We start from the raw sequence: 14890 nt of genomic DNA, 5'->3' as shown, positions 1-14890 counted from the left end.
AGTGAGTTGTGTCTTTGTTTTAAGTTATCTATTGAAAAGGCATCGTTTTTTCATGATAGTGTTTAGGGATAAAAGACGGCGGCTAAGGATAATGAAATGCTATTTCCATATAAGAATATTGTTATTTTAACAGGAGCAGGGATCTCTGCTGAATCAGGAATTCAAACGTTTCGTGCAAGTGATGGCTTATGGGAAAATCATCGAATTGAAGACGTAGCGACACCTGAAGGTTTTTTAAAGGATCCTGATTTAGTTCAAGACTTTTATAATAAGCGCCGTGCTCTGTTAAAAAGCGATGCTATACAGCCCAATGCGGCTCATAAAGCGCTCGCTAAGCTTGAAAAAGAGCTCGATGGCACGGTTACTATTGTGACGCAAAATATTGATAATTTGCACGAACGTGGTGGCAGTTCAAATGTGATTCATATGCATGGTGAATTGAATAAAATACGCTGTGAAGAATCAAATCAAGTGATTACGTGTACGGATGATATTCATACTGGCGATCTCTGCCATTGTTGCCAGATCCCCGCACAATTACGACCTCATGTAGTTTGGTTTGGTGAAATGCCATTAGATATGGGACAGATTCACGATGCGTTAAGTAAAGCTGATCTGTTTATTTCAATAGGCACGTCTGGCTCTGTGTATCCGGCAGCGGGTTTTGTGCATGAAGCGAAACTTCATGGTGCGCATACGATTGAAATCAATCTAGAGCCAAGTGCAGTTGATGATGAGTTTGAAGAGAAGCGTTATGGTAAGGCTGGGGTGTTAGTTCCTGAGTTAGTCTCCGAGTTATTAGAGAACTAAGCCTTATCATTAAAAAAGCCAATGAATGCTGTGATTCATTGGCTTTTATTGGGTAACTTCAATCTTGATGAAGTTAAGTAGAATTATTTTACATATCTACTTTTAGACGTTGGAAGTATTCATCATAAAGCGCGCTTGCTTCACCGACTTCATCTTGCCATTCGCCTGAATCCATTACTTCTTGTGGTGGGAAGATGTTTGGATCATTAGCAAATTCTTTTGGAAGAAGAGGGTATGCTGATTTAACTGGTGTTGGGTAACCAATTTCTAATGCAATTTTTGCTGCATTTTCAGGACGAAGTAGGAAATCCATCATTTGATGAGCTGCATCTACGTTTTTAGCACCAGCAGGAATTGCTAGGCTATCCATCCAGAAAATAGTGCCTTTGTCAGGCCAAACGATTTGAATGTCAGCGCCTTCTTCACGAGCCATGTAAGCTGAGCCATTCCAAAGCATACCAACGCTTGTTTCACCTGCTAGATATGGGTTTGCAGGGAAATCAGAGTTAAATACTAATACGTTTGGCATCAGTTTTTTAAGTTCTTCATAAGCGGCTTTGATTTCATCTGGATTGGTTGTATTTGCTGAGTAACCAAGCTTTGTTAAAGCGATGTGGAACACTTCACGTGAGTCATCCATCATCATTAACTGACCTTGCCACTTTTCATCCCAGAAATCATTCCAAGAGTGAAGTTCATTCGGGTTCATCATATCAGCATTAACACCGATACCTGTCGCGCCCCAAATATAAGGAATAGAGTAGTTATTATTTGGGTCAAACGGCTTATTTAAGTAGTTCGGATCCAAATCTTTAAAATGAGCCAGTTTTGTTTTATCAATTTTTTGTAGCATACCTTCTTTGCGCATTTTAGACACAAAGTAAGTTGAAGGAACAATTAGATCATACCCAGAACCTTGAGTTTTTAACTTGGCATACATGCTTTCGTTAGACTCATAAGTTGAATAATAGACTTTGATACCAGTTTCTTTGGTGAAGTCTTCTAGTACTTCATTAGGGATGTATTCTGACCAGTTGTAAAAATAGAGCTCTTTATCTGCAGCTTGTGCATTACCAGCGATTAAGGCTGCAGCGCACAGTCCTGTAGAGACGAGAGTGGTCCACTTTTTCATTTCCTTCTCCTATATCAGAGGGATTTCCATTAATTAGCCGAACATTATAGCAATAATTGAGACAGACTTCATGGGTTTATAAATCAAGGGCTTGATATAGATTAGTTTTTAAGGAAAGAAGAGGGAGTAAAGAGTGAATATACGCTATCTATAAATATAAAAATGGCAGCGTAAACGCTGCCATTAATTAAGGTCAGTAAAGGGTTAGGTTACTGTCCGGCTTTCAGTTTTAAGAAGTACTCTTCGTATTTCACTGTCATATCACCAACGGCAGATTGCCATTCAACACGGTCAAGATCTTCTTGAGATGGGAACAGTGGAGCTACATCTTTAAATTTATCATTTGATGCTTTAACTGCTGTTAAGTAACCAGTATCACCTGAAATGCGTGCCGCAATTTCTGGGCGAAGTAGGAAGTCGATCATCTTATGTGATGCTTCTACGTTTTTTGCACCAGAAGGAATAGCAAAGTTATCAACCCAACCAATGCCACCTTCTTTAGGGAAGATTAATTTGATTGGTAGACCTTCTGCTTGTGCAGCCGCCGCTGAACCATTCCAAAGCATACCAAGACCAACTTCTCCAGCCATGTATGGTGCTGCAGGGTTATCAGAGTTAAACACTAATACGTTTGGCATTAGTTTTTGCAGTTCAGCGTAAGCCTCATCAATTTCTTTTGGATTTGTTGAGTTACCAGAGTAGCCTAATTTACGTAATGCAATGTGGAACACTTCACGAGTGTCATCCATTAACATTAATTGACCTTCAAATTCTGGGTTCCAAAGGTCGCTCCAGCTATTAAAATCGTCTGGATTATACATTTCAGTATTTACGGCAAGACCTGTAATAGCAACTACGTGTGGGATAGAGTATTCATTTTTTGGATCGAATGCTTTATCTAGGTAGTTTGTATCTAAGCCATTAAAGTTTGAAATTTTTGATTTATCAATTGGTTGTAGCATTTTTTCGTCACGCATTTTTGCAACGAAATAAGTTGAAGGAACAACAAGATCGTAACCCTTGTTATGAGCCTTCATTTTTGCGTATAAAGTTTCGTTAGACTCATAAGTAGAGTAGATAACTTTAATGCCAGTTTCTTTAGTAAATTCTTCTAAGATATCACTGTTGATGTATGGTCCCCAGTTCATGAATACCAATTCATCATTTTCTTTTGCGTTAGCAACATTCATTGTTAGTGCTAAAGCACAGGCGGTTCCAGTAAAAAACGCAGCCATTTTGTTCATTGATTGACTCTCCATTAGAGTGATAAAAAAGAAGACATGTCGAACAAAAGGCATGTCTTCCAGATTCTATTGTTTATACTAAACAATTGATTTTAAAATTAATTTGTAATTTACTTTATTTTTTCTCTTGCTAGTAATTGAGATAGTACAACTAAAGCAAGTGAAACAATTAACATTACTGTTGCTAGGGCATTGACCTCAGGTGAAATACCAACTTTTACCATTGAGTATATCTTCAGAGGTAAAATTTCATAAGTTGGCCCCGTTACAAATGAACTAATAATTACGTCATCAAGAGATAATGTAAAGCTCAATAGCCAACCTGCAGCAACGGCTGGTTTTGCAAGCGGTAAGATAATCTGTTTTAGAATTACCCATTCACTTGCCCCTAAATCACGGGCTGCTTCTAGCATCTTCACATCAAAGCCTTTTAAGCGGCTGTATACTGTCACAACCACAAATGGCAGACAGAAAGTAATGTGAGCAATTAACAGGGTTAAAAAGCCAAGTTCAAAGCCGATCACCAAGAAGATAGCCAATAATGAAATTGCCATCACGATATCAGGTGACATCATTACGATAAACAATAAACCGTTAACGAATTTCTTGCCTTTAAATTGGTAACGGAATAGGGCTACTGCCGTTAAGCTACCAATAACGGTTGCTGCTGTACCTGAAATCACTGCAATAGTGATTGAGTGCCAAGCCGCTTGCATTAAACTGTCATTATTTAATAGCGCTTCATACCATTTAGTTGTGAAGCCGCCCCATTTCATGCCAAATTTACTTGCGTTAAATGAGTTCACAATCAAAACAATGATTGGTAGGTATAAGAAAATATATACCAAACTCATGAAACTGAATTTTATTGTGCGTCCCATTAATCTAGATCCGCCTTTTTATTTAATAACTTGCCTGCACGATAGTATGCGTACAGCATCAATGCCATTGCTAAGGTTAGGGCAATACTGGTTGCTGCACCAAATGGCCAGTCACGAGCATTAAGAACCTGACTCTTAATAACGTTACCAATTAATAGGTTTTTCGCGCCACCTAGTAGATCAGAAATGTAGAACATCCCTAATGCAGGTAGAAGAACTAACAGACACCCACCGATAATTCCTGGCATTGTTAGTGGCAAAACAATCTTCCATAATGTTTGAAGTTTGTTTGCACCTAAATCACGAGCAGCCTCTAAATATGTACCATCCAGTTTTTCAATGGCGGAATACAGTGGCAAGATCATAAAAGGCAATAGGATATAGACCAAACCAATCATAACTGCACTTTCTGTGTACATAATACGTATTGGTTTATCGATGATATCCATAGCAATTAAGCTTTTATTCAAGATACCTTGCGTGCCTAACACTATTTTTAACCCGTAAGTACGGATCAATGAGTTAGTCCAAAAAGGAACAATGATCAAAAACAGCATAAATGGACGCCATTTTTCAGGCATTTTTGCAACAATGTAAGCGAATGGGTAACCCACAACTAAACATATTAGCGTTGCAACAATGGCCATATAAAATGAGTGCCACAGTACTTTTGCATATAGGGGATCAAAAAGACGTAGATAGTTATCCATCGTAAACGTCATTTCAATTAAATTTGCTTCATCACGAGTTAAGAAACTGGTGCCAATAATCATTACATTTGGAATGAAAACGAACAGCAGTAACCAAGTTACAATAATTGTGATGATGATATTTTGGAGATTAAACTTCTTGTTCATCTGCTAACACCACTTCCCAGCTTTCAACCCAAGTAATTGCTACTTTTTGACCTAAAGAGTGATCAACATCTGGATCATCTTCATTAAAGAACTCACTGATCATTACTCTCATACCAGAATCTAATTCAAGTACAGAATCTAATGTCATCCCTTTGTAGGTACGTTCACGAACGTAACCTGTGATGCCTTTAGTATCTGATTCTTTAATTTCTTCAAGTCGTAAATCTTCAGGACGCAGCAATACTTTTACTTTGTCACCAGGATTAACATCCAGTTCACAGTAAACAATTGCAGACGTATCTTCGATTTCAGCTTTAATGCGTTTTTCATCAAGGCGTTCTAGTACAGTAGCTGCGAACACGTTAATTTCACCGATAAAGCGAGCAACGAATAAGTTCTTAGGTTCTTCGTAAATTTCACGAGGCGTTCCGTCTTGTTCGATAATACCATCACGCATAACAATAATGCGGTCTGACATCGAAAGAGCTTCTTCCTGATCGTGAGTTACAAAGATAAAAGTAATACCCAGCTGACGTTGTAATTGTTTAAGCTCAATTTGCATTTGTTTACGTAATTTGTAATCAAGAGCAGATAAAGATTCATCTAATAGTAGAACCTTAGGCTTATTTACTACTGCGCGTGCAATAGCGATACGTTGCTGTTGTCCACCAGATAACTGATGAGGTTTACGATTTGCCATTTGTGCTAGTCGAACCATCTGTAACGCTTCAGTTACGCGAGGTTCAATTTCATTACTTGGCACATTTTGCATACGTAGACCAAACGCAACGTTTTCAAATACCGTCATATGTGGGAATAGGGCATAGCTTTGGAATACGGTATTCACATGCCTCTGTTCTGCGGGTATTGACGTTACATCTGTCGAATCCAGTAAAATTGTTCCTGCATCAGCGGTTTCAAAACCTGCGATCATGCGTAACACTGTGGTTTTACCACAACCTGACGGGCCAAGAATTGTTAAGAATTCACCGTGATTTACATCTAAATCAAATTTAGAGATCACTTCTTTGCCATCAAAACTTTTTGAAATGCCTGTTAATTTAATAACGGCTTCTTTTTCGGATTGTTGTGTAACGTTCAATGTCTTTTTATCTCCGCCTTGGGTAGTGATACCGCGCTTAGTGTTATGAATGTAAGATGGGATTTCGGGCGCATAATAGACCCCAAGTTACGATATGAAAAGGGTTTTTTATTTGATTATTCAATTTTTTTTATTACACGGCATCATTTAATGGTTTAGTGTATATAACTTGAGCTTTATTATAGACAAAAATCAGTAAGTTGCTCCATTTTGTTACAATTAAAAATCATTACTTTTAAAGGATTCGTAAATTTCTTTTTTTTGTCTACTGCACTAAGTGAATGAACACCGTATAATCGCAGCATGTTTTATTGTGGTACACAGAAATGAGCGATCAACTAAAAGAAAAAACCTTTCTTCTTGGTGGAAGTATTGAGAAAGCAATCTCAGGGCAAGTAGAATTAAGTCCTGTGAGCGTACTCCAAGAAGCTTGGAAGAATACCGTTACGCATTTTTTTACGTTTTCTCCAGCAATCTTATTATTAACCTTTTCTTATATGGCGGTATTTTTTATAGCCTTACAAGTACAACTCGGTGATCCGGCTGTGTTATTTCGTGCTTTTTTAGGTGAAACAGAGCTAACGACTCAAATTTCGTATGCGGCATTCGTTGCCGGTTTGAGTGCACAAGTCATCGTTTCGCCATTAACTGCTGGTGCTAGCTTAATGGGGATGAGTCACGCTGCTGGGTTGAAGTGTCGTTCAAGCTATATTTTTAAGGGTATTGCATCTGCAGGGATGGTTGCGTTAGTGACGATTCTTTCTGAAGTCCTTCAGGGTTTAGTGAATATTTATTTGCCTATGATTGCCTTGTATTTATCGATGGCCTTTGGTTTTGCTCTATTATTAGTGTGTGAGAAAAAAATTCCGCCATTAAAAGCATTATTACTCTCTTTTAGAGCGACAAATAAAAAACTAACCTCGATGCTGCTTATTCATGTCGTGATCATGTTGGCTTTAGTGTTTGGTATTGCATTATATGGTGTGGGTTTAATCGTGGTTATGCCATTTATCTTTAATGTAAAAGGGATCTTATATCGAAATATGTTTGGTATTACATTGAAAGTAATGGTATCTGATGATGACCATGATAACGATAGTAATGGTGGCAGTAACGATGGTGAGGCTCAGCACCGCCAAAATAAAGATGTAAACAATAATATTTTCAACGCGTGAGTATTAAAAATGATTAAAAAAATTCTGATATTATCAACAGTACTAATGATTGCTGCATGTACGCCAAAAGAAGACGTGCCTGATTTTAAAGCTTTTACTGATGTAAAAGAGAAAAAAGCGGCTTTCTTTAACTTTATGTACCCAGCTGTTATTGCTGAAAATGCCCGAGTAAAAGAAGAACGTGAATTCTTAGAGTCATTAGTGATGAAACTAGATAATGACACTGACGTTTCTTCTAAAGAGCTAGAACGAGCAACTGAGTTATCAACGTTATATAAAGAGACGTTGACTGATTCTGGTATTACAGCTGATTGGGTCAATGCAATGCTTGTTAAAGTTGACTATATTCCAGCACCGCTTGTATTAAGCCAAGGTGCGAATGAATCAGCGTGGGGGACTTCTCGTTTTGCTCGTGAAGCCAATAACTACTTTGGTCAATGGTGTTACACTAAAGGTTGTGGTGTAGTACCAAGTAAGCGTAATGAAGGTGCTGCTCATGAAGTCGCTAAGTTTGATTCATCTCAAGGCGCAGTTCATGCGTACTTTATGAATGTAAATCGTAATAATGCGTATGCAGAACTTCGTATTATTCGAGCGAAGCTACATAGCTCCCCTGAAGCGTTAACACCAGAACAAGAAGCGAATGCATTAGCAAATGGACTTATTCGTTACTCTGAGCGTGGCGAAGCTTACGTTGAAGAGATCCAAGCGATGATCCGACATAATAGTCAGTATTGGAGATAAGATGAAAAAATGGATTGGTGCGACAACGTTGTCACTGTTGTGTTTGGCGTTACCAGTTAAAGCTGAGCAGTATCGTTTTACATATTCGAAACTGTATTACCAGTTAAAAGTGAATCAGAAAGAAGGTCATGATAACGTTCGTATGGCACTGTTTTTTAATGACTCACAAACTGGTAAAGCGTGTCATATAACAAAAGCATGGATGGAAAAAGAAGAGCATTACGAGGAATTTACAATCCCAAGTAGTCAGGAATTGCCTCTTCCAATTGATGACAATCTAAAATCAGCCAATCCATTGGTTTATATTCAAACAAAAGAAGGTAAGCAATGCGATATTTCGATGGAAGTATTAGCAGATAAAGCGTTATCTGGTTCTGTCAGCTTTAATGAACTGGCTTTATTAACGACTGAAATGGATGCAATGCTTTCTGATATTGGTGGTATGTTCTCTAAATATTTCATGCCAGATGTTGAAGGGGTTCGCTTTGTTTTTAGTGACAATGTAACGTCGTCAATAAAAGTCTCTGATGGTACGGTTATTCCTGTTGAAAATGCAAAAGCGACGATTGATCTTAGAAAGTTTAATGAGAATGTTTCTTTTGAGTTACCAGCAACAGCATTGAAAGTAACCCCATGGCTTGTGAAATAATACCAAGCTTTTAGGTTCTTAAATGTATAAAAAATGGCGCTACTTATTATTAAGTAGCGCCATTTTTATTGTTTGTAGTTTATATTAACAAGACTACTGAACGTTAACGACATCTAGTTGAAGAGATGGGTCAAACTCGGTAACAGCATCGTCATTATCAATAGTTTGAACTGGCATTTCTTCTTTATCAAAACCGATATCACCACCATTAATGATCCCTGAGTCACGGTTAATGCTCTTAAAATCAAACATGTTAAAATCTGCAAGGTGGCTTGGAACTACGTTTTGCATCGCTGTAAACATAGATTCAATACGTCCTGGGAATTGTGTATCCCAAGTATTTAGCATTTGCTTGATATTTTGACGTTGCATATTTGGTTGTGAACCACAAAGGTTACAAGGAATAATAGGGTAGTCAGCCATGTCAGCGTATTTGATAATGTCTTTTTCACGACAGTAAGCAAGCGGACGGATAACAACGTGCTCACCATTATCAGAAACTAACTTTGGTGGCATACCTTTTAGCTTGCCGCCATAGAACATGTTTAAGAACATCGTTTCTAAAATATCATCGCGGTGGTGACCAAGTGCAATTTTAGTTGCGCCTAGCTCTTTCGCTGTACGATATAAAATACCACGACGTAAACGTGAGCATAAAGAACAAGTCGTTTTACCTTCAACCAGTTTATCTTGAACAATCGAGTAGGTATCTTCTTCTACGATCTTGTATTCAACACCTAATTTTTCTAGGTACTCTGGTAAAATTTCCGAAGGAAAGCCTGGTTGCTTTTGATCAAGGTTCACTGCGATTAGATCAAATGAGATAGGCGCACTTTTCTTTAAGCCCATAAGAATATCAAGCATGGTAAAGCTGTCTTTACCACCAGATAGACAAACCATGATGCGGTCGCCATCTTCAATCATATTGTAATCAGCGATTGCATTACCTGTATTACGACGGATTTTCTTTTGAAGTTTATTGAAATTGAATTGCTGCGCTTTGGTTAATTCGCTCATTTATTTACTCTAACCTAATGATGGAACCGATAAGGCGGGTATTATACCCAATCAAGGTCAATATGCGAGTTTCAACAAAGATTATTTTAAGAAGGAAAGTTGAGGGCTAATAAATAGCCCTCAATTTGATTAGATGTGGTTAGGGTCTAATGGACTTATGTAGCCATCAGGTTTTAGCGCTAAGATATCACTGTTTAATAAATTAAGTGTATTTTCAGCCGTATTGCCAATAAAGATGGCTGATAAACCAGCTCGTCCTGTTGTCCCTAGAATAACAAGTCCCGCGTGCAATTCATCTTCAACTTCGGAAATTACTTCTTCTGTTTGACCTTCATAAACATGAGTTTGCTCTTCTGGTAGACCATGCTTTTGACGAAGAGCTTTCATCTGAGTTAAATGGTGTCCACGTATCGCGTCTTTATATTGGACTACATCAAATTCAGGAAGCTCCGCATGTATAGAAGGCGGCGTTGATGGATAGGCGTTAACTAAATGTGGTGTTGAATTTAGTACGTCAGCAAAGTAAATCGCTTCTTCAACCATTTTATCATTAAGCTGTAGGTGTGCAGGGTTTTCAGAGCCGACATGTACAGAAGCAAGAATGTTTCCATTATCAGGCCAAGATCTTTCTTTTACTAAAAGAACAGGAATAGGGGATTTACGCAATAAATGCCAATCAGTCGGAGTAAAGAAGACTGTTTCTAATTTTGCATGTTCGCGAGTTGATTTAACCAATAGTTGATAACCACCATCGAAAATTTCATTGATGATCGCTTCATATGGTCGATTGTGCCACACCATTTTTACCGTAATAGTGGTGTGCTCAGGAATATCATAGCTTTCAACAATATCGTCAAATAGTTTGGTTTTTTGTGCAACAACACCATTTCTCATTGCCGTTCTTTCATCGGCAGAAAGCATTGATGTCATTTCATAGGAGAAATCATAGGTTGTGCAGAATAGGGTAATCTGAGATGGCTTGGTGCTACGTTTAGCTATCTCTAATGCACGCTCGAGAGCAGGTTGTTCACTTTGTTCAATGATCCCAGCAACGAGTATTTTACGGTAGCGGTTCATACTAACCTCCCTTGGTAAAAACCAAATACATAAAACTGTTCTGATACATTTACTTTAGCAGTTTAGTCGGAGGTTTGTTGGCTTAGAATACAAAAAAGTGAGGTACATCAAGAGATATACCTCACTTTTAATTGTTTAATTAAGATGGCTTATTTGATTTCTTTAGCAGAGCCAGCAAGCTCAGCCAATGCATCATGATCATTGATCGTAATGTATTTGCCTTTAACCGTTAGCATCTCTGTTTTTTGGAAACGACCAAGTAAACGGCTAATAGTTTCAACGGTTAAACCAAGGTAGTTACCAATATCACCACGAGTCATAGTTAAACGAAACTCTCTTGGAGAAAAACCACGTTGGTGGAAACGAGTCGATAGGTTGTATAAGAAAGCAGCCAAACGTTCTTCAGCATTTTTCTTAGACAGTAACAAAATCATTTCTTGATCGCCTTTAATTTCATTACTCATTAAACGCATGATTTGTTGACGTAGCTTTGGCATTTTTCCTGATAAATCATCAAGAATTTCGTATGGGATTTCACAAACCATTGAAGTTTCTAGCGCTTGAGCAAAGCTTGGGTGTTCAGCATCAGTAATAGCATCAAACCCAACAAGGTCACCAGCTAAATGGAAAGCAGTAATCTGCTCGTCACCTTGCTCAGTGATAGTATAGCTTTTGATCGTACCTGAACGAATCGCATACAATGAACGTAACTCATCACCGGCTTTAAATAACTCTTGGCCTTTTTGAATTGGCTTCTTACGCTCAATAATTTCGTCAAGTTGATCCAATTCTGATTCATTCAAAGTAAATGGAATACATAATTGACTGATACTGCAATCTTGACAGTGAATAGCACATCCGCCTGATTGGATTCGTTTGTTTGCTGAGTTATCTGACATCATCTGATTCAATGCTCTTATAATTGATATATGTCAATTTTAGCACTAACCAGTACCAAAGTGGTAGCATAAAAACAAAAGTATGCAAAAATTTGTAATTAAATTAATTGTTGTAACGCAATATAAACGGTATGAATGCCATAGATGAGCAATAAAGTAGCACTTATGTTTTTGGTTAGTTTATGATTTATTAGTGTATGAAAGGTGTGTGCACCAATACCCACTAAAAACATGGCTGGTAATGTACCAAGTCCAAACGCTAGCATGACTAAAGAACCGTTGAGAGCGCTACCTGAAACCGCCGCCCAGCTTAAGGTTGAATAAACTAATCCACATGGTAACCATCCCCAGAGAAATCCAAAAGGGATAGCATGAAATGGGGATTTTAAAGGAAGCAACGGCTTAGTAAGAGGTGATATATATTGCCAAAGTTTCTTACCAATCACTTCTATATAAACAAGGCCTTTCCACCAATTAGCAATATAAAGAGCAAGTAGACACATTAGTAAACCGGCAAAGATACGCAAGTAAACTAATGCACTATAACTTTCTGATGTTGAGGCTATAGAGACGAACAACCCACCAATGATAAACCCAAAGATAGTATACGATACAATTCTTCCAACATTATATAGAAGAATAAATAGCCAGCGAGGGTAGCCAGTTTTTACTGAATTCATTGAAATTACAGCAGAAATACCACCGCACATTCCAATGCAATGGCCGGCTCCCATTAATCCAACAACAAACGCACCGATAAAATCAATGTTCATCTTTTTTCTTTTTATTGGTGTTTCTTCATCAAATAAGATTTCTGTTCCTTGACGGTCAAGATCTTCAAATTGGTCACTTTTTACTGCCCAAATGAAAACAGCAACAGCGACACATACCAACATAATAGCGATTGGGATTAATAAATATAAACTAGCCATTTTCTTTTAATAACCTAAGAGAATTAGAAACAACAATAATAGAGCTACCAGACATTCCTACAACTGCAATATAAGGAGCAACTAAGCCCATCACCGCTAACGGTAATATAATGGCATTATAGCCTAAAGCCCACGCTAAGTTTTCACGGATGATTTTTCGTGTTTTCATCGCAAGTTCTCGCGCTTCAATAAGTCGAGAAAGATTATCACCAAGAAGGATCATATCTGCGGAAGCTTTTGCTACATCGGTTCCTGAGCCCATTGCTATTGATAGATGCGCGCCAGCGAGGGTCGGGGCATCATTAATGCCATCACCAACCATTAAACTCACTTCTTGTTTTGGTAACGATTTTAAATAATCCAGTTTACCTTGCGGAGTTGCACCGGAAATAACTTCATCGATATCTAAAGCTTTAGCTACTTTTTCCACAGAAGAGCTGCTGTCTCCAGTGAGCATGGTTACTTTAATACCTAAGTGGTGTAATGATTGAATTAAGGCTTGGCTTTCTTGGCGAATAGGATCATCCAATACAAAAGCGGCAACTGCTTGTCCATTTTTAGACAACCATACTTGATAATCTTGATGGTTTTCTAATTCACAATCTTTCGCGGCAAAAGCTTTATGACCAATTTTCCATTCATCATTGCCAATAAACCCTTGTAAACCAGATCCAATGATATTTTCAACGCTATCAAAGTGAGTTTGAGTTGAGTCTCTGTATTGTGAGAAAGCACGAGCAATAGGGTGATTAGCAAAAGATTCCATTTCAGCTGCTATCATTTTTGTTGTGTCTTCTGACATATCAGTAAAGGAATGAACTTGGGTTAATCTAATATTCCCTTCGGTTAACGTGCCTGTTTTATCAATAACTAAACGGTTAACTTTACACAGTGTTTCTAAAACATGGCCACGACGAAGCATTAAACCAAGCTGTGCTAAACGAGAAGTTGAACAAGTAATGGCTGTCGGTGTTGCTAGTGATAACGCACAAGGACAAGTAGCCACAAGAACTGAAAGCATGATCCAAAAAGCATCGTCTGGTTTTGTTTCGTGCCAGTAAAACCAAGTAAATGCAGAGATGATTAGAATACCAGCCACAAAATAACGAGCGACCAGATCTGCAATTTCAGCAACTTTAGGTTTAGACATTTGCGCTTCATCTTGAAGTTTTACAATGTTTGATATCAAAGAATCGGCTTTAGTTTTGGTTACTTTTATTGTTAAGTTACCATCGCCATTGATGGTGCCAGCATAAACTGGATCGGCTTCTTTTTTTGCTACCGGCATTGATTCACCAGTAAACATAGACTCATCAATTGCACTGTACCCTGAAATAACAATACCATCAGCAGGGAGATGCTCTCCAGGAGGAACAATTACCGTATCATCTACATCAAGTGTTCGAGCAGGCACTTTCTTACCTGATGTTAATGTTGCCATTACTGGAATAAGCTTTAACAGGTTTCCTGTAATTGCAGCTGCTTTTCGACGTGCGCGCATTTCAAGGAATCGACCGAGCAATAAAAAGAAGGTAAACATGGCGACAGATTCAAAGAAAACTTCGCCAGATTCAGTAACGGTTGCTACGACACTTGCGAAATAAGCAAATAACATAGCAATTGATACGGGAACATCCATTCCTAGGGTTCTGGCTTTTAAACTGCGCCATGCATTCATATAAAATGGCAGTGCAGAGTAGAGCATAACCGGCGTTGCAAAAACTAAACTAACATAGCGTAGGTAATTTCTAAACTCGGCATCAAGATCACCAAAGACTTCAAGATATAAAGCAACGGCAAGCATCATGACTTGCATCGTAGCTAAACCTGCAACACCTAAACGATATAAGTATTGCTTCATTGAACGGTGATATTCTTCTTCTTGTTTGTCTGCTTCAAATGGAGCTGCTTTATATCCCAGTTGATGAATAAGAGTAAGAAGGGTACTTAATTTAGTTTCTTCTGGGTTCCAACTCAGCAATGCTCGATGTGTAGAGGTGTTCACTTTTATTTGATGAATACCTTGTGCATTAGTAAGTTGCTTTTCGATTAACCAAGCACATGCAGCACAAGAAACGCCATCGAGTGACAGTGTCACTTCTTTGAAGTTGTTATTCGTACGTATGAACTCTTTTTGAATCTCATTATGATCATAATGAGCTAGGGCTTTTAGTTGTTCTGGGACTAAATCTGCTTTATCGGCAGGGGCCGTACGATATTGATAATAAGAAGATAGGCCATTTTCAACGATAGTTTGCGCTACTGATTCACAGCCTGGGCAACACATATCACGGGTTTCACCTAAAATATCGATTTGAAAACTAGAGCCTGAAGGTACAGGCTCACTGCAGTGATAACAATCCTTCGACAT

General features: G+C 38.2%; 14 protein-coding genes. 4 read left to right on the top strand and 10 right to left on the bottom strand.

Features of this window, described 5'->3' with window-relative positions:
- The first annotated feature begins 96 nt into the window (after positions 1-96).
- Positions 97-810 (top strand): Sir2 family NAD+-dependent deacetylase, encoded by a 714-nt coding sequence (gene cobB / locus AC2INI_RS06755; RefSeq protein ID WP_486305668.1) that lies wholly within the window; start codon positions 97-99, stop codon positions 808-810.
- Between the two features lie 88 nt (positions 811-898).
- Here the strand turns inward: cobB and AC2INI_RS06750 are convergent, their stop codons facing one another.
- The 5 genes from AC2INI_RS06750 to potA form a co-directional block, all read right to left on the bottom strand.
- Positions 899-1942 carry an extracellular solute-binding protein gene (locus AC2INI_RS06750; RefSeq protein ID WP_122034761.1) on the bottom strand — a complete coding sequence of 348 codons (1044 nt, stop codon included), beginning with the start codon at positions 1940-1942 and terminating at the stop codon, positions 899-901.
- 209 nt (positions 1943-2151) lie between these two features.
- The gene (locus tag AC2INI_RS06745) at positions 2152-3186 is read right to left on the bottom strand and encodes an extracellular solute-binding protein (protein ID WP_122034763.1); all 1035 of its coding nucleotides are present in this window, start codon (positions 3184-3186) and stop codon (positions 2152-2154) included.
- A 110-nt stretch (positions 3187-3296) separates the two neighbouring features.
- Entirely contained in the window at positions 3297-4067 is a 771-nt protein-coding gene (potC, locus tag AC2INI_RS06740) for a spermidine/putrescine ABC transporter permease PotC (RefSeq protein WP_122034765.1), read from the bottom strand.
- Complete coding sequence (gene potB / locus AC2INI_RS06735; RefSeq protein WP_045102066.1) at positions 4067-4924, bottom strand: spermidine/putrescine ABC transporter permease PotB; 858 nt, start codon at positions 4922-4924, stop codon at positions 4067-4069. Before potB ends, potC begins: the two co-directional genes overlap by 1 nt.
- A complete protein-coding gene (gene potA, locus AC2INI_RS06730) occupies positions 4908-6026 on the bottom strand; it encodes a spermidine/putrescine ABC transporter ATP-binding protein PotA (RefSeq protein WP_122034767.1) in 1119 nt (372 codons plus the stop codon). Before potA ends, potB begins: the two co-directional genes overlap by 17 nt.
- A 326-nt stretch (positions 6027-6352) precedes the next feature.
- Between potA and AC2INI_RS06725 the strand changes: the two genes are divergently transcribed.
- From AC2INI_RS06725 to AC2INI_RS06715, 3 genes are read left to right on the top strand one after another with little or no spacing between them, the layout of a single operon-like run.
- Positions 6353-7201, top strand: a complete 849-nt coding sequence (locus tag AC2INI_RS06725; protein ID WP_486305667.1) for a DUF2189 domain-containing protein — start codon at positions 6353-6355, stop codon at positions 7199-7201.
- Positions 7202-7210: 9 nt separating this feature from the next.
- The gene (locus tag AC2INI_RS06720) at positions 7211-7945 is read left to right on the top strand and encodes a glucosaminidase domain-containing protein (RefSeq protein WP_122034771.1); all 735 of its coding nucleotides are present in this window, start codon (positions 7211-7213) and stop codon (positions 7943-7945) included.
- A 1-nt stretch (position 7946) separates the two neighbouring features.
- Positions 7947-8594 carry a DUF2987 domain-containing protein gene (locus tag AC2INI_RS06715; RefSeq protein ID WP_486305666.1) on the top strand — a complete coding sequence of 216 codons (648 nt, stop codon included), beginning with the start codon at positions 7947-7949 and terminating at the stop codon, positions 8592-8594.
- A gap of 93 nt (positions 8595-8687) precedes the next feature.
- Here AC2INI_RS06715 and ttcA read toward each other — a convergent pair whose 3' ends face one another.
- From ttcA to AC2INI_RS06690, 5 genes are all read right to left on the bottom strand, one after another.
- Positions 8688-9611: a tRNA 2-thiocytidine(32) synthetase TtcA gene (gene ttcA, locus AC2INI_RS06710; RefSeq protein ID WP_486305665.1), complete on the bottom strand. Its 924-nt coding sequence runs from the start codon at positions 9609-9611 to the stop codon at positions 8688-8690.
- 129 nt (positions 9612-9740) lie between these two features.
- Positions 9741-10688 (bottom strand): universal stress protein UspE, encoded by a 948-nt coding sequence (gene uspE / locus AC2INI_RS06705; RefSeq protein ID WP_486305664.1) that lies wholly within the window; start codon positions 10686-10688, stop codon positions 9741-9743.
- A gap of 149 nt (positions 10689-10837) precedes the next feature.
- A complete protein-coding gene (gene fnr, locus AC2INI_RS06700) occupies positions 10838-11590 on the bottom strand; it encodes a fumarate/nitrate reduction transcriptional regulator Fnr (RefSeq protein ID WP_060990993.1) in 753 nt (250 codons plus the stop codon).
- A 95-nt stretch (positions 11591-11685) separates the two neighbouring features.
- Positions 11686-12519, bottom strand: a complete 834-nt coding sequence (gene ccoS / locus AC2INI_RS06695) for a cbb3-type cytochrome oxidase assembly protein CcoS (RefSeq protein WP_486317277.1) — start codon at positions 12517-12519, stop codon at positions 11686-11688.
- Positions 12512-14890, bottom strand: a complete 2379-nt coding sequence (locus AC2INI_RS06690) for a heavy metal translocating P-type ATPase (protein ID WP_486305663.1) — start codon at positions 14888-14890, stop codon at positions 12512-12514. Before AC2INI_RS06690 ends, ccoS begins: the two co-directional genes overlap by 8 nt.

The sequence above is a fragment of the Aliivibrio friggae genome (genome assembly GCF_057368515.1).
This window is presented reverse-complemented; position numbering and strand designations above follow the sequence as displayed.